We start from the raw sequence: 19,671 nt of genomic DNA on the forward strand, positions 1-19,671 counted from the left end.
CCGGCGCCGACGATAGCTTGTCCCTTCGGATCGCCGCCAACAGGCGACTATGGGAGGACTATCGATGAAACGCATTGCCATTCCCCTGGCAGCGAGCCTGCTCGCCGCCGCCCTTGCCGGCCCTGCGCTGGCGCAGGACAAGCCGGTCGAACTGCGTTTCAGCCATTGGGTGCCGCCGGGCCATCCGATGCACCCGGCGGTGGAAGCCTGGGCCGAGTCGATCAAGCAGGCGTCGAACGGCACCATCACCATGAAGATCTTTCCGGCGCAGCAGCTCGGCAAGGCGTTCGACCACTACAACATGGCGCGGGACGGCATCGCCGATTTCGCGCATGTGAATCCGGGCTATGAGCCGGGCCGTTTCCCGATCATGGGCTTGTCGGAACTTCCCTTCATCTTCGCCAATTCGAAGGAAGGTTCCGCCGCGCTCGATGCGTGGTACCGCAAATACGCGGACAAGGAGATGAAGGACGTCAAGTACTGCATCACCTTCGCGCATGATCCGGCGACTTTCCACACCACCAACAAGAAGGTGACGGTGCCCGGTGACGTGAAGGGCATGAAGATCCGTCCCGCCAACGCCACCATCAGCCGCTTCGTCTCGCTCCTTGGCGGCACCAATGTGCCGGCTTCGGCACCGGAATCGCGGGACCTCCTCGAGAAGGGCGTGGCCGAAGGCATCACCTTCCCCTGGGGATCGATCGTGCTGTTCGGCATCGACAAGGTGACGAAATATCACCTCGACGCGCAGCTCTATGTCACCGAACAGACCTTCGTGATGAACAAGGACAAGTACAATTCGCTGTCGCCGGCGCAACGCAAGGTCATCGACGATCACTGCACGCCGGAATGGGCCGAGAAGATCGCGACGCCCTGGGCGACGATGGAATCCGCCGGCCGCGACAAGATCAAGGCGCAAGCGGGCAAGGAGGTCTACACCATTACCCCGGCTCAGCTGGCCGAATGGCGCAAGGCGGCCGAGCCGCTGAAGAAGGAATGGGAAGCGCAGGTCAAGAAGGCCGGCGGCGATCCCGATGCGATCTACAAGGACCTGCAGGACGAGCTGAAGAAGCGCAACGCGCTCTATTGAGGTGCCGGCCGGCGCGGTGTCTGTCCGCGCCGGCCCAACCTCCGCGGGTGTCAGCTCCTGCCAGCGCATTGAATTCCGGTCGAAATCTCAAACGCGCGCTAGGCGAAAACAACTCCTCATTTTAGACTTAAGTCGCGCCCCGCGCAGAGGCGCGCGTTCACGCGCGGGGAGCCGGTGCCGAATCGGGCCGCTTACAATTCGCGCCTCACGACGGGGAGACACATCATGGCCACCAGACAACCATCTCAGCATTATGTTCCCGCCCTTTCGAGGGTCTATTCCGGCATGGAGGAATGGGCTTATCTGATTGTCCGCATCGCAGCCGGCGCGCTCCTCATCCCGCACGGCATGCAGAAACTGTTCGGCGCATTTGGCGGTCCGGGCATGGCCGGATTCATCGGCACCCTGCGCAAGGTCGGCTATCCGATGGCCGATCTATGGGGCTGGATGATCGCGCTCCTGGAATTCGGCGGCGGCATTCTGCTGATCATTGGTCTGTTTACGCGGCCGGTTGCTCTGCTGGTGCTGATCTTCATGCTGGAAGCCGCCCGGTTCCATCTCGGCGTCGGTGGCTTCTTCTGGACGTCGCGCGGCAACGAATATCCATTGCTGTTTGCAGCGGTGGCCCTGATGCTGGTGATCCGTGGCGGCGGCCCCTACTCCGTCGACGCCAGGATGAAGAAGGAAATCTGACTTTAAAGCCGGCACGGCCGAACGCATGAGCCGTGCCGGCCTCGCTCCAAACAAAATCAGATCGGATCGGTGCAGAGCCGGCCGACACGGGAGGATTTCAACAATGTTGTTCGGTAGTTTCCGGCGCGTGCCATCGAAGGCCGCTACGTTCATGGCGGCGGCGCTTGGTCTTGGACTGCTAATCGCAGCGCCCGCTTCGGCGGAGCCGCAGAAGGTCGACGTCGACCTCGAACATGTCGCCGTCACCTGGTCGATTTCGCACGGCGGCTTCTCGTCGGTGATGGGTCAGTTCCGGCAGATCAACAAGGCCGAGATGACCTTCGACCGCAAGGATCCGGCCAACAGCAAGATCAATGTCGAGATCGAAGCCGCGAGCATCGACTCAAACCATGCCTATCGCGACAACTGGATCCGCTCCGAGGCCGAACTCGACGTCTGGAAGCACCGGACGATCACCTTCGAGAGCACCAAGATCGAGAAGACCGGCGAGAACACCGGCAAGATGACCGGCAACCTGACCATGCATGGCGTCACCCATCCGGTCACCATGGACGTGACGTACAACAAGAGCGGTCTGCATCTGTCGAAAAAATACACGATCGACGGCTTCACCGCGAAGGGCAAGCTGAAGCGGACCGACTTCGGCATGAAGGCTTTCATTCCCTGGATCGGCGAGGAAGTCGAATTCGTGATCCAACTCGAATCCAAGCGCCCGAACGACCCGACCTGAAAATATTGCAACGTCAGGCCCGCGCGTTTCGATCATGCTGATACGCAACACTGCGGAGCGGTTCGGCCTCGTAGCCAGGACGCTGCACTGGCTGACGCTGCTGCTTCTGGTTGGATCGTTCACGCTCGCGATCAGTATGGTCAATATGCCCTTCAGCCCGCGGAAGCTCGAATTCTATTCGTGGCACAAATGGGTGGGCGTAACGATCTTCCTGGTGGTGCTGCTGCGGCTTGGATGGCGCCTCGCCAATCCGGTGCCGCAGCAGTCGCCGGACACGCCGCCATGGCAGCAACGCCTCGCCGGGCTGTCGCATGCCGCGCTCTACGCGATCCTGATCGTCATGCCGATTACCGGATGGATCATGAGCTCTGCGCTCAACCTGCCGGTGGTGTATCTCGGCCTCATCCACATCCCGAGCCCGTTCGGCGTCGACCGGGCGCTCGGCGAGACGATGAAAGTCGTGCATCTGTCTCTGGCGGTGGCGTTGCTTGTGCTGGTGACCATCCATGCGCTGGCCGCGCTTTATCATCACCTTGTTCTGCGTGACGATGTACTGCGGCGCATGCTGCCTTGGTCAACGCGCTTGCGGTAACCGAGCCGGGAACTTTAAGGGACGGACAATGACGGACATTGCGAGGCGGTTTATCTGCGGCGCGGCAGCGTTCATCGCGGGCCTCATGCTGCTTGCCGATGCCAAGCCTGCGGCGGCCGATGCACCCGAATGGACCGTTGATCCGGCCAAGAGCAGCATCGGCTTTACCGGCCGTCAGATGGGCGTGCCCAGCAAGGGGCGCTTCAAAAGCTTTACCGCCAAGGTCACTTTCGATCCCGGCGATCTTGCGGGCAGCGCCGTCGAGGTGACCGTCGATGCGGCAAGCGCCGATGCCGGAAATCCGGACATCGACAAGGAGCTCAAACAGCCGAAATGGTTCGATGTCGCACGCTTCCCGACAGTGCGCTTCGTGACCACGGCGTTTCGCGCAAAGGGCCAGGAGGCCGGCGGCAAAGGCGAGTATGAAGCGGCAGCCAAGCTGACGATTCGCGACGTCACCGCAGACGTCGTGCTGCCTTTCAAACTCGAAATCGGTCCGGACCCGGCCGATCCGGGTCAACTGGTTGCGCGCATGACCGGCGCGCTGACCATCAGCCGCACCAAGTTCGGCGTCGGCCGCGACGAATGGCGCGACACCAAGATCGTCGGCGACGACGTCGAGCTCAATATCGACGTGCTGGCTCGGCGGAAGAAATAACCGCCGGCCGCGCGAAGGCCGGTTGAAGAATTACGAGGCTGGCGCGGGCGGCGGCAACGCCTGCGTCCGCCGCGTGATCGCGACCGTCATCTCGCCGACCTTCTCGATCTTCGCATGCATCACGTCGCCGGCCTGAACCGGGCCGACGCCTTCGGGCGTGCCCGTCATGATGATGTCGCCGGGATAGAGCGTGTAGAAATTCGAGCAATACGAAATCAGTTTCGCGACGCTGAAGATCAGCCGCGAGGTATTCGATTTCTGCCGGACCTGGCCGTTGACGAGGATTTCGAGATCGAGATTTTCCGGATCGGGAATCTCATCGGCAGTCACGAAATATGGCCCGACCACCGAAAAGCGGTCGAGCGACTTGCGCAGGGACCGCTCTTCCGGACCGCGGATCGTCATGTCGAGCCCGATCGCGTAGCCGGCGATATATTTCAGCGCACCCTCTTCCGGCACGTCGAAGCAGGTCTCACCGATGATGGCGGCGAGTTCGACCTCGTGGTCGGTCCGTCGGTCCTTCTCCACCACCGGCACCGGCTCGGATGGACCCGACAGCGACGAGTTCGATTTCAGGAACACGCCGTAATGGTCGATGGTCTTGATGGTCTTGCCGAAGTTGATCTGGGCGTCGGCATTCGCCTCGTCGATATGGGCGTGATAATTGACCGGTGCGCCGATGACCTTCGAGGGATTGGGCACCGGGTTCAAGAGCTTGACCGAGGCGATCGGCACGCCGGCGACGCGGTCGGCAGCCGCTTCCATCTCGCCGCGCAACGCTGGTAGCGCCGCAACCAGCGGATCATAGGCCGGCAGGGGCCAGCGCACCGCCGGGAGCTTGTCGAGGATTGAGGTGACGTCGTGAACCTGATCGCCCCGCACGATGCCGAGCCGATCATTGTCGAACCTGCAATACCGCATTTCCCGCTCTCCGCGCCAATCCTGCCCTCGTGATGCCCGCGTTTGCCGCAAACCCACGCCTGAAGAACGGACAGCACTAAAAGACGTCGATGGCCGGGACAAGCCCGGCCATGACACAGGTGATATTCGTTTGACGGAGCTTCGCCCCCGGCAGCCCTGGTCAGATCAACGGCGCGCTCAGTTGGCCTTGGCGCCGGTTTTCTTCACGACATCGGCCCATTTGTCGATGTCCTTGCGCAGATAGGCATCGAATTCCTTCACCGACATGGTCATCGGTACCGCGCCCTGCTTGCCCCAGTTCGCGCGCACATCCGGGCGATTGACGATCTTGCTGATCTCGGCATTCAGCTTGTCGACAACCGCCTGCGGGGTCTTGGCCGGCGCCATCACGCCAAGCCAGATGGTCGCCTCGTAACCCGGCACGCCAGATTCCGACACGGTCGGCACGTCGGGGGTGAGTTCGGAGCGCTTCTCTCCGGTGGTCGCGAGTGCCTTGACCTGACCGGCCTTGGCATTAGTGGACATCGTCGTCACCGCGTCGAACATCATCTGCACGTGGCCACCGAGAACGCTGTTCCGGGCCTCTCCCGAAGCTTTATGCGGCACATGCACGATGTCGGTTCCGCTCATCGCCTTGAACAATTCTCCGGCCATGTGATACGGCGTCCCCGGCCCTGACGATGCATAATTGAGTCCGCCCGGCTTCGATTTCGCCAGCGCAATAAACTCCTTCACATCCTTGGCCTGGACCGAAGGGTGAATCACCATCATCAGGTCTGAATAGTTTATCGGCGCCACCGCGACGAAGTCGTCCATCAACTTGAACGGCTTGTTGGGTGTCAGCGTCTCGTTGACCGTATGGGTATTTGACATCAGGAGCAGCGTGTAACCGTCGGGATCCGACTTAGCGACCGCGTCGGTTCCGATAATCGAACCCGCGCCGGGACGATTCTCGACAACAAAAGGCTGCTTCAGCGCTTCACCGAGGTGCTGCGCAAGAACACGAGCGTAGACGTCGGCCGGTCCGCCGGCGCCGAAGGGCACGACGATTTTCACCGGACGCGCCGGATAATCCTGCGCCTGCGCGGCAAACGGCGACGCGAATATGGCAAGAGCTGTGGCAATCCCAAGCGTGTGCCGGTGCAACATCATCATCCTCCCTGTTTTGTTGTTGTTCGATTGATAGAGCACGCGGCGTGCCGCCGCAATTCTTCGCTCAACCACGCTGTTTCACAGTATGGAAATCAGCCGATCACGACCACATCCTGGTGCGAACTCCCGTCAAAAAGACGTTGCACGTCCGCATTGCGGCATTCCAGCGCGACGCGCTGATTGATGTAGCCCTTGTCGGTGATTTCATTTCTGTCGATCGAGGGCATGTCGGGAAGCAGCAGGACGCGGGCGACGCGCATGGTCGCACCGGTATTGACCGTGTTCCATTGCGCGAATGCCTTGCGCAGATGGTCGTGCACCTTCGGGTGTTTTGCATAGAATGCCAGGTCGCCGTCCTCACCGGTGACCTGCCTGCAGCCCGCGGCATTTAGCCAGGCGACGAGGCCGACCCGGTCGCGCCCCTCCCCGCACACGATCGCGTCCTGCAAAACCGGTGTGGCGGCGGCGATCGCTCCAACACGCAACGCGCCGACCGCGACCCATGTGCCGTTGGTCAGCTTGAAATCCTCGGCGGTGCGGCCGTCGAAGATCAGCCCCTGGTTCGGGTTCTCCGGGTCAGCGAAACGCACCGCGTCTCCGGGCAGATAATAGCCTTCGTCGTCGAACATCGCCTTCGTGAGGTCGGGCCTGCGCCAATAGCCGGGCGTGATGTTCGGGCCGCGCACCCGGATCTCAAGCTTGCTGCCGACGGGTACGAGCTTCACATCGACACCCGGAACGGGCACGCCGACATTGCCGGCCTTCTCGAGCAGCGTGTGAGCCGATGTCGCGAGCGGCGATGTTTCGGTCGTTCCCCAGGCCGACGTCATCGGAATGCGGGTGCCGGTGATGCGGATCGCAAGTGCCTCGAGCCGGTCCCACATGTCCTGCGGCAGCGACGCGCCGGCGTAGAACAACAGACGTACGCGCGAAAAGAAATGCCGCGCCAGTGCGTCATCGCTCTCGAGAAATGGCAGCAGCGCGCCATACCCGGCCGGCACGTTGAAATAGATGGTCGGCGCAATGTCGCGCAGATTCTCGACCGTCTGCCCGACCAGCGCCGGCACCGGCTTGCCGCCATCGATATAGAGCGTACCGGCCTGCTGCAGGATCAGATTGAAATTGTAATTGCTGCCGAAGGTGTGATTCCAGGGCAGCCAATCGATCAACACCATCGGCGCGTCTTCGATGAACGGCCAGGTTTGCACCGATTGCTGCTGGTTCGCGGTCAGCATGCCATGAGTGTTGATCACCCCCTTTGGCAGGCTGGTCGAGCCCGAGGTGAAAAGGAATTTCGCGATCGTGTCCGGGCGGATCGCGGCGACCGCCTGCTCGACCGCAGGACCGGGCACGGTTTTTTCCAGGCCCGCAAACAGCGTGACGTTCGGCAGGTTGGCGCCGTTCTTTCCGGCAAGGATCGGCGCGGTGACATGCGCCAAAGCTTTCGCAAAGGGTGCGGTGTCGTTGACATAGACCAGTCCCGGCGTCAGCAATTCATTGATGTATTTCAGCTTGGCGTGATCCTGACTCTGCAGCGAATAGGCCACCGAGATCGGCGCAATCGGAATCCCCGCCGTGTAGCAAGCCAATGTCAGAATGCCGTGCTCGACCGCATTGCCCGATAGCGCCATGACCGGCCGCTCGGCATTGAGACCGCGATCGATCAGCGCCTGTGCGATGGCGTCGGCCTTGCGGCGCGCTTGCGCATAGGTGACGCCGGCCCAAGCCCCAGCAGAGTCCCGCTCGGCCATGAGCAGTCTGTCCGGGTGGGTTTCGACCGCCCGGCGGAACAGGCGCGCCAGGTTCGGCTCATATGCGCGAAGCGGCTGCGCCGCCCGCAGGACGGTCGAACCGTCGGCCAGGCTCTCGCGCAAAACCGTCGGCTCGGCGAAGTTGATAGAACGAAATGGCGGCTTGCCGGCGGCTTGCACCGACTTTGACATCGTCGAATTCACGGCGTCCTCCCAGACGACATGCACTATAATGCATGTCGCCGGCCGTCGGTGTCAACGCGCGCCAACCCGAAAACCGGCAGATCAGGCGGCAGCCGACTTCGTGTGGATGTCGCGGATGCGCAGCGACGGAGTCGACGCATCGAGACGCAGGACGAGTTCGGTAGAGGCGATTTCGCAACGGTTGCGACCGCGTTCCTTGGCGGAATAGAGCGCTTCGTCCGCCTGCGCGAGAAGTTCGGACATCTCGAGCGGCCCCTTCTCGCTGACCGCGATGCCGATGCTGCAGGTCGCGCGAACCGGATGGCCGTCGACCTCGGATGCGGCCTCCGCGAACGATCGGCGGATTGTTTCCGCGACCTCCTTCGCACGCACGCGATCGACGTCGTAGAGCGCGATTGCGAATTCTTCGCCACCCAAACGGCCGAGGAGATCGGCGGGCGAAATCTTCGCACCTGCGGTTTCGGCAAAGAGCCGCAGAACCCGGTCACCCAGCGCGTGCCCGTACGAATCGTTGATCGTCTTGAAGTGATCGAGATCAGCGAGGAGCACAGCCGCCGGCCGCGGATCGGCGTCGATCCGCTGCGACATGGCTTCGGCGCCTTCGAGAAAGGCGCGGCGATTCGGAATTCCGGTCAACGGATCGACCAGCGCCGCCGTCTTGTGCAGCAGCTCGGTGCGCTCCTTGGCCATGGCAAGCAGGATGAATGCGATGGCAATCGTGAACAACAGCGCCTCGAAGCTCAGGACCGTCAGCCAAACGCTTTCGAACACCTGCGTGTCCGGAATCCATGGCATCATGGTGGACAGTGGCGTTCGCAGCAAAAACAGCGATCCGTGCGCGAACAGCATGAATATTGCGGGCCAGCGCGACACCAGTGGCTCGCTGCGACCGCGCCAGAACTCATAGGCCGCCGCCCACGTATAGCTGGTGACGATGAAGGACGAGATCAGGACCCGCGCTTCCATCGACTGCGAAACCGCCGGGATGCGGCAGACGGCAAGCCAAATCAAGGCGCCGCCGAACAGCCCGATATAGCTTGGCGAACGACCGTCGAAGATGCGCGCGCCGGTCCAAGTCGCGGCAAATGACGTCAGCAGAATCGCGTTCGACAGATCGATGGTGATCCAGTCGGGAGCCGATTCGTACATACCGAACAGCACGACCGACGCGGCACGCAACAAATGCGCCGAGCCCCACCATGCGACCGCCGTGATTGCCGAATTCTGGACCCAGGCGAACAGCAGCAACAGGCCGAGCATCGCCTCGACATAGATCGTGACAAGAAACAGCGTGTTGACGTCGAGGTTCATTGCCTAGGTACCGAGAGGACGGGCGACGGCGTCTGCACGGGCCCGCTCCGCCGAGCTGTAATATCTGGACTCGTCAAAGAAGTGGTGAAGTCCGGCCCGGGAATGGTGCAACGCAGGCGGGATGGTTTCGACATCCTTTCCGGCATCGAGAGCATTTTCCGCAATTGTTGCGCCGCGCTGAAACCGGATGCCATTCGAGCCGTATGTCGTTATGATTGGGTGAGGACGGGGCTGGTAATGCGGATTGCGGTGGTGGGGACGGGCATTGCGGGAAACGCAGCCGCATATGCCCTGGCGGGCCGACACCACCTCACGGTCTATGAGCGCGAGCTCAGGCCCGGCGGACACAGCCATACGGTCGATATCGACTATCACGGCACCCCAATCGCGGTGGATACCGGATTTATCGTCTATAACGAATTGAACTACCCAGATTTGACGGCCCTGTTTGGCCATTTCGGGGTCGAGACCCTGCCGACCGACATGAGTTTCGCGGTGTCGGCCAATGGCGGACAGCTTGAATGGCTGGGAGGTGGACGCCGGCTGGGCGAGGTCCTGAACGGGGTTTTCGCCCAACGCAAAAACCTGCTGTCGCTCCCCTACTGGACCATGCTGCGGGACGTCACGCGCTTCAACCGCCAATGCCTCCTCGACCGCGAAGCCGGCCGTCTGGCCGGTTTGACGCTTGGCGAATATGTCCGGATGCGCGGTTATTCACTGCGTCTACTGCGGGACTATCTCGTGCCGATGGGTGCTGCGATCTGGTCGACGCCGGCCCGGCAGATGATGGACTTTCCGGCCGAGAACTTTGTCGCCTTCTTCAACAACCATCGGCTGCTGCATGATGACCGGCCAGTCTGGCGCACCGTCCGCGGCGGCAGCCGGCGCTACGTGGAGGCGCTGACCCGCCCTTTTCGAGACCGGATCCGGCTGGGGGCCGCGGTGACCGGGATCGAACGGACGCCGACAGGCGTTGTCGTAACCGACAGCCTCGGCCACAGCGACAACTACGATCAGGTAATCATCGCTGCCCATTCCGACCAGGCGCTCGCCATGCTGCGCAACCCGAGCGAAGACGAGCGCGTCGTGCTGGGCGCCATTCGGTACCGGTCGAATGCTGTCTATCTGCACCGCGACACCCGCCTGATGCCGAAACGCAGGCGAGCCTGGGGGGCGTGGAATTTCCTGCGCGGGAACGGGCGCGGCGAAGCCGATGGCGACGTGGCTGTGACTTACTGGATGAATGCGCTGCAACATATCGACGCCAGTAAACCGCTGTTCGTCAGCCTGAATCCGCCATTCGAACCGGACCCCGCCCTGACCTTCAGCCGGTTTGCCTGCGACCATCCGCAATTCGATGCGGCGGCCTTTGCCGCCCAGGCCCGGCTCGACGACATCCAGGGCGCGGATCGGATATGGTTCTGCGGCGCATGGACCGGCTACGGCTTTCATGAAGACGGCTTGCGTTCGGGCCTCGACATCGCAGAACGGCTCGGCGGCAGCGTTCCCTGGCGCGGCGTCAATCCGGTCTTTGCGGAGGCAGCCGAGTGAGCGAGACACGGCCGCAGCAAACGGACTCTGCGGCCTTTCTCTACCGCGGCGACGTCATGCATGCGCGGCTGAAGCCGATGTCGCATCGTTTCGTCTATCGCGTGCTCAATCTGTTGATAGACCTTGACCGCCTCGGCGAGGCCGACCGGCAATCGCGTCTTTTCGGGGTTAATCGGCGCGCATTCTACAGCTTCCATGAGCGCGATCACGGCCCGCGTGACGGCTCTCCTCTCGCGGCTTACGTGCGTGCGCTTGCAGCCCATGCCGGTGTCGACCTGTCGGACGGACGCATCCAGCTGCTGTGCTATCCGCGTCTGCTTGGCTACGCATTCAATCCGCTGTCGGTCTATTACGGCTATCGCGCCGACGGAACACTCGCGCTTCTGGTCTACGAGGTCCGCAACACTTTCGGTGAGCATCACAGCTACGTCTGCCCGGTGCTTCCGGATGAGGTCAGCGCCGGCGGCATCCGGCAGGCTCGCAACAAGCGGTTCTACGTCTCTCCGTTTATCGGGATGCAGATGCGGTACCATTTCCGCCTGACTCCGCCGGGCGATGAGTTGAAGTTCCGCATTCTGGAGACCGACGCCGAAGGCCCGCTGCTGGCTGCGACATTCCATGGTCGCAGACACCCCTTGACGAGCCCCCACCTGCTTGCTGCATTCTGGTCACTGCCGTTCGTGACGCTGAAGGTGATTGGGGGCATTCATTACGAGGCCGCGCGGCTGTGGCTAAAGGGGGCGCGTCTGGTTCCCCGTCCGCAGCATGGCTCCGACCCTCCTCCCACCAGTCAGGTTCACACGGTCTCCGATGGCGCGGGATAAGACCAGGAACCGAACCGATGTCTGCTTCGATCCTCGTAACCCCGGACACGAGAAAGGCTGCATTGGCAGGCCTGCCGGGAACCGCGAGGCTCGCCTTCGCACTTGCGGAAAACATCCGCTGCGGAACGCTTGAGGTCACGCTCCCGAACGGCCGGACGCTGATCTTCCGCGGGCCGCAATCGGGCCCCTCCGCCAGCATGATCGTGAAAGACTATCGCTTCGCCTGGCGAACGCTGCGCTCCGGCGATATCGGCGTGGCCGAATCCTATCTGCGCGGCGAATGGGAAACCCCGGACCTCACCGGCTTCCTCTATCTCTTCTGCATCAACCGCGAGATGATGGAGCGGGTGCTCGGCGGCAACGCAATCGTGCGCTGGCTGCAGGTTCTCGGTCACTGGCTCAACCGCAACACCAAGCGGCAGGCACGCAAGAATATCCACGCGCATTACGATCTCGGCAATGACTTCTATTCGGCCTGGCTCGACCCGAGCATGACGTATTCGTCGGCGCTGTTCGACGCCGGCAGCAACGACCTCGCCGCCGGGCAATTGCGCAAATACCAGAGCCTGGCGCAGTCGATCGACCTGAAACGCGATCAAAGCGTGCTCGAGATCGGCTGCGGCTGGGGCGGCTTCGCCGAATTCGCCGCCAAGACCTACGACGCGCGCGTGGTCGGTCTGACCATCAGCCGCGAGCAATACGACTTCGCGCGCCGCCGCGTATTCGAGGCGGGCCTCGCCGAAAAGGTCGACATCAAGTTGCAGGATTATCGCGACGAGCGCGGACGCTACGACCGGATCGCCTCGATCGAAATGCTGGAGGCGGTCGGCGAGCAATTCTGGCCGGCCTATTTCGCCCAGTTGCGCGACCGCCTGAAACCAGGCGGCGCCGCCGGCATTCAAACCATCACGATCCAGGAGCGCTTCTTCGACAATTACAAGCGCGAGATCGACTTCATTCGCCGCTATGTCTTTCCCGGCGGCATGTTGCCGACACCGTCGACCCTGAAATCGCTCGGCGAGCGATTCGGCGTGCCTTTCCGGACCGAGCGCATTTTCGGCGAGGATTACGCGCGCACGCTTGCGGAATGGCGTGAGCGCTTCCGCGCCGCCTGGCCGCAGATCACCCCGCTCGGATTCGACGAGCGGTTCCGCAGGCTCTGGGAGTATTATCTCGCCTATTGCGAGGCCGGGTTCCTGTCCCGCAATATCGATGTCCGGCAGATGGTTTTTACTCGCGGGCAGTAATGCGGGAGAACATGTTTCCCCGTCCGGCTTGGCCCATGTGCCCCGAGCAACCGAGCCCTCCGCCTGCCCGCTTGTGACATCGGGCCAGCCCCGATAGGTTCGGCCCAACAATTGGTGCCGGGTTTTCAAACATGAACGTCAAAGACGGCGTGGTCGACGCGATCGGCAACACGCCCCTGATCAAGCTCAAGAACGCATCCGAACTCACCGGCTGCACGATCCTCGGCAAGGCCGAGTTCATGAATCCTGGCCAGTCGGTCAAGGATCGCGCCGGCCGGCAGATGATCCTGGAAGCCGAGAAGCGGGGCGATCTCAAGCCCGGCGGCCTGGTGGTGGAAAGTACCGCGGGCAATACCGGCATCGGGTTGGCTCTGGTCGCGAACGCGCGCGGCTATCGCACGCTGATCGTGATCCCGGAAACGCAGAGCCAGGAAAAGAAGGATATGCTGCGGCTGTGCGGCGCCGAACTGGTCGAGGTGCCCGCCCTGCCCTATGCCAATCCCAACAACTACCAGCATGTCGGGCGCAGGCTCGCCGAGGAACTGCGCAAGACCGAGAAGAACGGCGTGTTGTTCGCCGACCAGTGGAACAATCTCGATAACCGCAAGGCGCATTACGTTTCGACCGGCCCGGAAATCTGGCGCGATACCGCGGGCAAGATCGATGGCTTCATCTGCTCGGTCGGCACCGGCGGCACGCTGGCCGGGGTCTCGACCTATTTGCGCGAGCAGAAGCCGGACATCGCGATCGGCGTCGCCGATCCACGCGGCGCCGCGATGTATCACCTCTTCAAGGACGGCAAGCCGACCGTGACCGAAGGCGGCTCGATCACCGAAGGGATCGGCCTCGCCCGCATCACACCGATCATCGAGGACATCAAGGTCGATCACCCCTATCTGATCCCGGATGAGGAAGCGATCCCGCTGGTATTCGACATCCTCGAACTCGAAGGGCTGTGCCTCGGCGGATCGTCCGGCATCAATATCGCCGGCGCAATCCGTCTGGCCAAGGATCTCGGCAAGGGCGCGACCATCGTCACCGTGCTGTGCGATTACGGCACGCGCTACCAGTCCAAATTGTTCAACCCGGACTTCCTGCGCTCGAAGAACCTGCCGGTGCCAGCCTGGCTGACGCAGACGAGCAATATCAAGCCGCCATTTGTGTGAGTGAGACAATGACCGCCGAAGCAAAGCCCGCGAGCAGCGCGCTCGTCAGCACACAATGGCTGCAGGACCATCTCGATGCGCCCGATATTGTCGTAGTGGATGGCTCGTATTACTTGCCGGCGATGAAGCGCAATGCCCGCGAGGAATATCTCTCCGGCCACATCCCGGGCGCGGTCTATTTCGACATCGACGCGATCTCGGACCATTCCAGCGACCTGCCGCATATGTTGCCGTCGCCGGAGGCGTTTTCGTCGGCGATGCGCAGCATGGGAATCGGCGATGGCATTACCATCGTCGTCTATGACGGAATCGGCCTGTTTTCGGCGCCACGCGTCTGGTGGACCTTTCGCACCTTCGGAGTGCGCGACGTCTACATCCTCGATGGCGGCCTGCCGAAATGGAAGACCGAAGGCCGTGCACTTGATTTCGGCGAAGTGAGACGCACGCCGCGTCATTTCACCTCGCGCTTCAATCGCGGCGCCGTCGCCGACGTCGACGACGTGAAGAAAGCGCTCGCCCATCCCGACATTCAAGTGGTCGACGCGCGCAGCGCCGGACGTTTTGCCGGTACCGCGCCCGAGCCGCGGCCGGGTCTGAAATCCGGCCATATGCCGGGGGCGCTCAACCTGCCATATGACACGCTGCTCGAAGACGGCCGGCTGATTGCCCCGGAGAAGATCAGGGAGAAATTCGAGGCGGCCGGCGTCAATCTCGACAAGCCGGTGGTGACAAGCTGCGGTTCGGGCGTCACCGCGGCGGTCCTTTGGTTCGCGCTGGACGCGCTCGGCAAGGAGCCGAAGGCGCTTTACGACGGCTCGTGGACCGAATGGGCCTCGCGCGGCGATCTGCCGATCGAGACGAAGGCTTAGGTTTTTCGTCGTCGCGCAGGCCCGCCAGCTTTTTTGCATCGCACCAGCCGGCGGTTGGCGAAGCGCGCTTTCGCGTGATAGACGCCTGCATGACCATGAATACGTCCTCACCGCCAAAGCCGGCAGCGATGCATGCCGTGTCACCCGAAGTGACTGGCTTCTACCATGAGAAGACCGGTAGCATTGCGTATCTCGTCGTGGATCCTGCAACCGGGCATGGCGCCGTCATCGATCCGGTTCTCGATTTCGATCTCCGTGCAGGACGCGTGTCGACGACATCCGCCGACCGGATGCTGGACACGATCGCATCGCGCAAGCTCACCATCGACTGGATCCTCGATACCCATCCGCATGCGGATCATCTGTCGGCCGCAGCCTACATGAAGGACAAGCTCGGCGCGCCGATGGCCATCGGCGAAAAGGTCGCCGACATCCAGAAGCTCTGGCAGACGATCTACAACCTGCCGCCTTACACCACACAATATTGGGACCGCCTGTTCAAGGACGGCGATACCTTCAAGGTGGGTTCGCTGGATGCGCGCGTGATGCTGTGCGCGGGACATACGCTTGCGTCGGTCACCTACGTCATCGGCGATGCGGCTTTCATTCACGACACGCTGTTTCAGCCCGATTCCGGCACGGCGCGTGCCGACTTCCCCGGCGGCAGCGCGGCTGCGCTTTACGATTCGATCCAGCGGATTCTCGTGCTTCCGGACGACACGCGGCTGTTTACCGGTCACGACTACAAGCCGGACGGCCGGGCGGCGCAATGGCAATCGACCGTCGCGCAGCAGAAGGCGCACAATACCCATGTCGGCAGCGGACGCGACCGGGCGTCCTACATCAAGCTGCGCGAGGCGCGCGACAAAACGCTGCCATTGCCCGAATTGATGCTCGCCGCCCTGCAGGTCAATTTGCGGGGCGGACAATTGCCGGAGCCGGAAGACAACGACCGCAGCTATCTGAAGATACCGCTGAACGCGTTCTGACGATGGCCCGCCGGCTCGACGCCGGCGAGCAAAACGACGGACCGGTCAGGCCGACTTGTGCTTCCTCAGCCGGAAGGCCAGCGCGATCCAGGTGACGCCAAGCAGCATCGCGAACCAGCCGATGATCCAGGCGACAGCGAGCGCACCGACCGCCGGGCGTGCAATCAGGATCACGCCGAAAATCACCGTCAAGAGCCCGCCGAGCCCGAGCAGCCATTCGCCCTCGATCTCCTTGCGCAGCTTGATCGCGCCCCAGATCTCCATGATGCCGGCCACGATCGCCCAGCAGGCGATGAACAGCAGCAGGATGAACGCGGTCTTGACCGGCCACGCGAAGGCGAGGATGCCTGCGGCAATGCCGGCGACGCCTACGATCGCCAGCCACCAGCGCGGCGCGACCGTGCCGCCCTTGCCGAAAAACGCGGTCCACAGAGCCAGCACGCCGTCGACCAGCGCGAACGCACCCCAGAACAGCGTTAGCGTTAGCAGGGTGATACCCGGCCACAGGAAGGTCAGAAATCCGAAAATCAGGGCGGCGGCGCCGCGCAGCAGCAGCACCCACCAGTGATCCGCCAGAGCCTGCAACATCGCGGGACCCGCAAGCGGGCCGGGCTGAGCCTGTGTGCTCATCTCATGTCTCCCCAAAAGCCGGCAACCGCATCCCTATCAGCAAGCCTGCGACGACCCGGCGACAGGATGCGAATCCATTATTGCAGGCATCGAACGCTAGCGCTTTTCGGGAACCCGACCAATCGGATTTCCGGACAGGCCCTTGCCGCGGCGCCGCCCACGTTTTGAACGAGTGCGGCCGGGAAAAAATGCCGGGCGGTCAGTTCAGGATCTGGCTCAGGAACAGCTTGGTTCGCTCGTGCTGCGGATGAGAGAAGAACTGCTCCGGCGCGTTGATCTCGACGATCTGCCCCTCGTCCATGAACACGACGCGGTCGGCCACCTGCCGGGCAAAGCCCATTTCATGGGTGACGACCAGCATGGTCATGCCGCTTTCGGCCAGTTCGACCATGGTCTCCAGCACCTCCTTGACCATTTCCGGATCGAGCGCGGAGGTCGGCTCGTCGAACAGCATTATCTTCGGATTCATGCAAAGCGCGCGTGCAATCGCGACGCGCTGTTGCTGGCCGCCAGACAACTGGCCGGGATATTTGTGCGCCTGCTCGGGAATGCGCACCCGCGCGAGATATTGATGTGCGATCTCTTCGGCCTGCTTCTTCGGCAGCTTGCGCACCCAGATCGGTGCCAGCGTCAGGTTTTCCATCACCGTGAGATGGGGGAACAGGTTGAAGTGCTGGAACACCATGCCGACTTCGCGCCGAACCTCGTCGATGCGCTTGAGATCGTTGGTCAGCAGCACACCGTCCACCACCACCCGGCCTTGCTGGTAATCCTCGAGCCGGTTGATGCAGCGGATCATGGTCGATTTGCCGGAGCCGGACGGGCCGCAGACCACGATGCGCTCGCCACGCGCCACCGTGAGGTTGATGTCGCGCAAAACATGAAAATCGCCAAACCATTTGTGCATGCCGGAAATGTCGACCGCCGGAATATCGTCGACTGCGGGGCGCTCGTCGGATGCGTCATTCATCGCTTGTACCCGGTCGCGAGGCGCCGCTCGACGCCCTGCGCGTAGCGCGACATCATCCAGCAGCATACGAAATAGAAAATGGCGGCAAAGGCATAGCCCGTGGTCGATGTCACCGGCGTCGCCCATTTCGGATCGATGCGGGCGACCTCGATGGTGCGCAGAAAATCAAATATGCCGACAATGAAGACCAGCGTGGTATCCTTGAACAGCGCGATATTGCTGTTGACGATATTCGGGATCGTGATCCGCAGCGCCTGCGGCAGGATGATCAGCCCCATCATCTTCCAGTAGCTAAGCCCCAGCGCCTGCGCGCCCTCGTATTGTCCGCGCGGGACCGCCTGCAAGCCCGCCCTCACCACCTCGGCCATGTAAGCCGCGGCGAACAGCGCAACACCGATCAACGCCCGCAACAGCTTGTCGGGCGACCATGATTCCGGAACGAACAGCGGCAGCATCACGCTCGCCATGAACAGCACGGTGATGAGTGGCACCCCGCGTACGAATTCGATGAAAACGACCGAAAACAGTCGCACCGCCGGCATGGTCGAGCGGCGGCCGAGAGCAAGGATCACACCAAGCGGCAGCGAGAACACGATGCCCACGGCCGACACCACCACCGTCACCAGAGCCCCGCCCCACAATGACGTCGACACGTAGGACAGCCCGAGCGGCGGAAAGCCGAGCAGCAGCATCACCGACACGACCGGCAGAACGATGAAGAAGTAGATTGCGGCGAGCCGCTTGTTCGGTGCGAAGGACGCGAGCAGCCAGACGATGCCGATCGCAAGCAGAGCGAAAAAGACGTCGACCCGCCAGCGCTCCTGGATCGGATAGAAGCCGTAGATGAAGAAATTGATGCGCTCGCTCACGAATGGCCAGCAGGCCCCGACCCGTGGCCGCTCGGGTGAAGCAACACAGGCGAGGCGGTCGTCGCCCACCCAGGTCGCATCGAAGACCAGGAAATTCAGCAGCGAGGGAACCAGCCACCACAGGAACAGGATGGACAGCAACGTCAGCACGACGTTGAGCGGGCCGGTCAACAGATGCTCGCGCAGCCATCCAACGATCCCACGATCGCGCAATGGCGGCGGCATTGCCGGCACCGCTTCAGTGCGAACGAAGGCTGGCGCGCGAACGGTCATCGCTCCACCAGCGCGATACGACGGTTATAAAGATTCATCAGCCCGGACGTGACGAGGCTGATGGTCAGATAGACCGCCATGGTGATGGTTACGACCTCGACAGCCTGACCGGTCTGGTTGAGCACCGTGCCGGTGAAGATCTGCACCAGATCCGGATAGCCGATCGCCACCGCGAGCGATGAGTTCTTGGTGAGGTTCAGATACTGGTTGGTCAACGGCGGCACGATCACGCGCATGGCCTGCGGGATCACAATCAGCCGCAGCGTCGGACCCGGCCGCAATCCCAGCGAATACGCCGCTTCGGTCTGGCCGTGCGACACCGCCTGGATGCCCGCACGAACGACCTCGGCGATGAATGCGGCGGTGTAGATCGACAAGCCGAACAGGAGCGCTGCAAATTCCGGCAGGATCTCGATGCCGCCGCGGATGTTAAACCGGCCCATTTCGGGAAAGTCGAAGGACACCGGAAAACCGGTGAGCGCCAGAGCCAGCAGCGGTGGGGCCAGGATCAGCAGCGACCCGATCGTAAACACCGGCGCCTGTTGTCCGGTGATGGCCTGCCGCCGCTTGGCCCATATTCGGAACGCAATCGCCGCGGCAATGCCGAGCAGCAACGCCACCGGCACCGCCTCGAAACCCGGCGCGAAGATCGGCTTTGGCAGGAACAGTCCGCGATTGTTCAGGAACATGCCGCCGGGAATCGAAATGCTGTCGCGCAGGACCGGCAGCGCCTTCAGCACCGCATTGTACCAGAACAGCAATTGCAGCAGCAGCGGCAGGTTGCGGATCACTTCGACATAACCGCGCGCCAGTTTCGCCACCAGCACGTTCTTCGACAATTGCAGGACGCCGATTGTGAAGCCGATGATCGTTGCAAGGATGATTCCGAGTATCGAAACCAGTAGCGTGTTCAGGAGCCCGACCCAGAAGGCGCGCCCATAGGTCGATTGGGTCGTATACGGGATCAGGTGCTGGCTGATGTCGAAGCCGGCGGTCGAGTTCCAGAAGCCGAAGCCGGTCGCGATGCGCGCACGCGCCAGGTTCTCCGCCGCGTTGTTGACCGCGCTATAGGCAAGCCAGACGATCGCCGCGCAGAGCAGCAACTGGAACGCGATGCTGCGCCAGCGCGGATCGTAGAGAGGAGAGACCTTTGGCGGTGCGGCCTGCGCCATCACGCGCCG

Annotated in this window: 19 protein-coding genes; 11 read left to right on the forward strand and 8 right to left on the reverse strand. The window is 62.4% G+C overall.

Going from position 1 to position 19,671, the window contains the following annotated elements; genetic code table 11:
• The first annotated feature begins 64 nt into the window (after window positions 1-64).
• The 5 genes from AC5I5I_RS17085 to AC5I5I_RS17105 all read left to right on the forward strand — a co-directional run bounded on the left by AC5I5I_RS17085 (window position 65) and on the right by AC5I5I_RS17105 (window position 3,763).
• On the forward strand, window positions 65-1,090 hold the full coding sequence (locus AC5I5I_RS17085) for a TRAP transporter substrate-binding protein (protein ID WP_495975123.1): 1,026 nt from the start codon (window positions 65-67) through the stop codon (window positions 1,088-1,090).
• A 225-nt stretch (window positions 1,091-1,315) separates the two neighbouring features.
• Window positions 1,316-1,783 (forward strand): DoxX family protein, encoded by a 468-nt coding sequence (locus AC5I5I_RS17090; protein WP_495975124.1) that lies wholly within the window; start codon window positions 1,316-1,318, stop codon window positions 1,781-1,783.
• A 103-nt stretch (window positions 1,784-1,886) separates the two neighbouring features.
• Window positions 1,887-2,513, forward strand: a complete 627-nt coding sequence (locus AC5I5I_RS17095) for a YceI family protein (RefSeq protein WP_495765204.1) — start codon at window positions 1,887-1,889, stop codon at window positions 2,511-2,513.
• Between the two features lie 34 nt (window positions 2,514-2,547).
• Window positions 2,548-3,105: a cytochrome b gene (locus tag AC5I5I_RS17100; RefSeq protein ID WP_495765205.1), complete on the forward strand. Its 558-nt coding sequence runs from the start codon at window positions 2,548-2,550 to the stop codon at window positions 3,103-3,105.
• 28 nt (window positions 3,106-3,133) lie between these two features.
• Window positions 3,134-3,763 carry a YceI family protein gene (locus AC5I5I_RS17105; RefSeq protein WP_495765206.1) on the forward strand — a complete coding sequence of 210 codons (630 nt, stop codon included), beginning with the start codon at window positions 3,134-3,136 and terminating at the stop codon, window positions 3,761-3,763.
• A 30-nt stretch (window positions 3,764-3,793) separates the two neighbouring features.
• Here the strand turns inward: AC5I5I_RS17105 and AC5I5I_RS17110 are convergent, their stop codons facing one another.
• The 4 genes from AC5I5I_RS17110 to AC5I5I_RS17125 all read right to left on the reverse strand — a co-directional run bounded on the left by AC5I5I_RS17110 (window position 3,794) and on the right by AC5I5I_RS17125 (window position 9,051).
• On the reverse strand, window positions 3,794-4,684 hold the full coding sequence (locus AC5I5I_RS17110) for a fumarylacetoacetate hydrolase family protein (protein WP_495975125.1): 891 nt from the start codon (window positions 4,682-4,684) through the stop codon (window positions 3,794-3,796).
• A gap of 177 nt (window positions 4,685-4,861) precedes the next feature.
• On the reverse strand, window positions 4,862-5,836 hold the full coding sequence (locus AC5I5I_RS17115) for a Bug family tripartite tricarboxylate transporter substrate binding protein (RefSeq protein WP_495975126.1): 975 nt from the start codon (window positions 5,834-5,836) through the stop codon (window positions 4,862-4,864).
• Between the two features lie 92 nt (window positions 5,837-5,928).
• Window positions 5,929-7,791: a feruloyl-CoA synthase gene (locus AC5I5I_RS17120; protein ID WP_495975127.1), complete on the reverse strand. Its 1,863-nt coding sequence runs from the start codon at window positions 7,789-7,791 to the stop codon at window positions 5,929-5,931.
• Between the two features lie 81 nt (window positions 7,792-7,872).
• Window positions 7,873-9,051, reverse strand: coding sequence for a GGDEF domain-containing protein (locus AC5I5I_RS17125; protein ID WP_495975128.1), 1,179 nt, complete (start codon window positions 9,049-9,051; stop codon window positions 7,873-7,875).
• 288 nt (window positions 9,052-9,339) lie between these two features.
• On the opposite strand from AC5I5I_RS17125, the gene AC5I5I_RS17130 reads away from it, so the two are divergent.
• The 6 genes from AC5I5I_RS17130 (at window position 9,340) to AC5I5I_RS17155 (ending at window position 15,748) form a co-directional block, all read left to right on the forward strand.
• Window positions 9,340-10,653 (forward strand): NAD(P)/FAD-dependent oxidoreductase, encoded by a 1,314-nt coding sequence (locus tag AC5I5I_RS17130; RefSeq protein ID WP_495758409.1) that lies wholly within the window; start codon window positions 9,340-9,342, stop codon window positions 10,651-10,653.
• Window positions 10,650-11,477, forward strand: a complete 828-nt coding sequence (locus AC5I5I_RS17135; protein ID WP_495975129.1) for a DUF1365 domain-containing protein — start codon at window positions 10,650-10,652, stop codon at window positions 11,475-11,477. The genes AC5I5I_RS17130 and AC5I5I_RS17135 overlap by 4 nt, the downstream gene beginning before the upstream one ends.
• 17 nt (window positions 11,478-11,494) lie before the next feature.
• Window positions 11,495-12,724, forward strand: a complete 1,230-nt coding sequence (locus AC5I5I_RS17140) for a class I SAM-dependent methyltransferase (protein WP_495975130.1) — start codon at window positions 11,495-11,497, stop codon at window positions 12,722-12,724.
• A 131-nt stretch (window positions 12,725-12,855) separates the two neighbouring features.
• Complete coding sequence (locus tag AC5I5I_RS17145; RefSeq protein WP_495975131.1) at window positions 12,856-13,890, forward strand: cysteine synthase A; 1,035 nt, start codon at window positions 12,856-12,858, stop codon at window positions 13,888-13,890.
• 8 nt (window positions 13,891-13,898) lie between these two features.
• Complete coding sequence (gene sseA, locus AC5I5I_RS17150; protein ID WP_495975132.1) at window positions 13,899-14,759, forward strand: 3-mercaptopyruvate sulfurtransferase; 861 nt, start codon at window positions 13,899-13,901, stop codon at window positions 14,757-14,759.
• An 89-nt stretch (window positions 14,760-14,848) separates the two neighbouring features.
• Entirely contained in the window at window positions 14,849-15,748 is a 900-nt protein-coding gene (locus tag AC5I5I_RS17155; RefSeq protein ID WP_495975133.1) for an MBL fold metallo-hydrolase, read from the forward strand.
• 45 nt (window positions 15,749-15,793) lie between these two features.
• Here AC5I5I_RS17155 and AC5I5I_RS17160 read toward each other — a convergent pair whose 3' ends face one another.
• From AC5I5I_RS17160 to AC5I5I_RS17175, 4 genes are all read right to left on the reverse strand, one after another.
• A complete protein-coding gene (locus AC5I5I_RS17160; protein ID WP_495975134.1) occupies window positions 15,794-16,378 on the reverse strand; it encodes an HdeD family acid-resistance protein in 585 nt (194 codons plus the stop codon).
• Window positions 16,379-16,577: 199 nt separating this feature from the next.
• On the reverse strand, window positions 16,578-17,348 hold the full coding sequence (locus AC5I5I_RS17165; protein ID WP_495975135.1) for an amino acid ABC transporter ATP-binding protein: 771 nt from the start codon (window positions 17,346-17,348) through the stop codon (window positions 16,578-16,580).
• Window positions 17,345-18,490, reverse strand: coding sequence for an amino acid ABC transporter permease (locus tag AC5I5I_RS17170; protein ID WP_495975136.1), 1,146 nt, complete (start codon window positions 18,488-18,490; stop codon window positions 17,345-17,347). Before AC5I5I_RS17170 ends, AC5I5I_RS17165 begins: the two co-directional genes overlap by 4 nt.
• Window positions 18,487-19,662, reverse strand: a complete 1,176-nt coding sequence (locus AC5I5I_RS17175; RefSeq protein WP_495975137.1) for an amino acid ABC transporter permease — start codon at window positions 19,660-19,662, stop codon at window positions 18,487-18,489. The genes AC5I5I_RS17170 and AC5I5I_RS17175 overlap by 4 nt, the downstream gene beginning before the upstream one ends.
• Window positions 19,663-19,671: the final 9 nt, after the last annotated feature.

It is taken from the genome of Pseudorhodoplanes sp. (assembly GCF_059499825.1).

What these genes read in the sequence shown, in the direction of transcription:
- AC5I5I_RS17085 (WP_495975123.1), top strand. Translation starts at nt 65, where the DNA reads ATGAAACGCATTGCCATTCCCCTGGCAGCGAGCCTGCTCGCCGCCGCC.
- AC5I5I_RS17090 (WP_495975124.1), top strand. Translation starts at nt 1,316, where the DNA reads ATGGCCACCAGACAACCATCTCAGCATTATGTTCCCGCCCTTTCGAGG.
- AC5I5I_RS17095 (WP_495765204.1), top strand. Translation starts at nt 1,887, where the DNA reads ATGTTGTTCGGTAGTTTCCGGCGCGTGCCATCGAAGGCCGCTACGTTC.
- AC5I5I_RS17100 (WP_495765205.1), top strand. Translation starts at nt 2,548, where the DNA reads ATGCTGATACGCAACACTGCGGAGCGGTTCGGCCTCGTAGCCAGGACG.
- AC5I5I_RS17105 (WP_495765206.1), top strand. Translation starts at nt 3,134, where the DNA reads ATGACGGACATTGCGAGGCGGTTTATCTGCGGCGCGGCAGCGTTCATC.
- AC5I5I_RS17110 (WP_495975125.1), bottom strand. Translation starts at nt 4,684, where the DNA reads ATGCGGTATTGCAGGTTCGACAATGATCGGCTCGGCATCGTGCGGGGC.
- AC5I5I_RS17115 (WP_495975126.1), bottom strand. Translation starts at nt 5,836, where the DNA reads ATGATGTTGCACCGGCACACGCTTGGGATTGCCACAGCTCTTGCCATA.
- AC5I5I_RS17125 (WP_495975128.1), bottom strand. Translation starts at nt 9,051, where the DNA reads ATGCTCGGCCTGTTGCTGCTGTTCGCCTGGGTCCAGAATTCGGCAATC.
- AC5I5I_RS17130 (WP_495758409.1), top strand. Translation starts at nt 9,340, where the DNA reads ATGCGGATTGCGGTGGTGGGGACGGGCATTGCGGGAAACGCAGCCGCA.
- AC5I5I_RS17140 (WP_495975130.1), top strand. Translation starts at nt 11,495, where the DNA reads ATGTCTGCTTCGATCCTCGTAACCCCGGACACGAGAAAGGCTGCATTG.
- AC5I5I_RS17145 (WP_495975131.1), top strand. Translation starts at nt 12,856, where the DNA reads ATGAACGTCAAAGACGGCGTGGTCGACGCGATCGGCAACACGCCCCTG.
- sseA (WP_495975132.1), top strand. Translation starts at nt 13,899, where the DNA reads ATGACCGCCGAAGCAAAGCCCGCGAGCAGCGCGCTCGTCAGCACACAA.
- AC5I5I_RS17155 (WP_495975133.1), top strand. Translation starts at nt 14,849, where the DNA reads ATGACCATGAATACGTCCTCACCGCCAAAGCCGGCAGCGATGCATGCC.
- AC5I5I_RS17160 (WP_495975134.1), bottom strand. Translation starts at nt 16,378, where the DNA reads ATGAGCACACAGGCTCAGCCCGGCCCGCTTGCGGGTCCCGCGATGTTG.
- AC5I5I_RS17165 (WP_495975135.1), bottom strand. Translation starts at nt 17,348, where the DNA reads ATGAATGACGCATCCGACGAGCGCCCCGCAGTCGACGATATTCCGGCG.
- AC5I5I_RS17170 (WP_495975136.1), bottom strand. Translation starts at nt 18,490, where the DNA reads ATGACCGTTCGCGCGCCAGCCTTCGTTCGCACTGAAGCGGTGCCGGCA.
- AC5I5I_RS17175 (WP_495975137.1), bottom strand. Translation starts at nt 19,662, where the DNA reads ATGGCGCAGGCCGCACCGCCAAAGGTCTCTCCTCTCTACGATCCGCGC.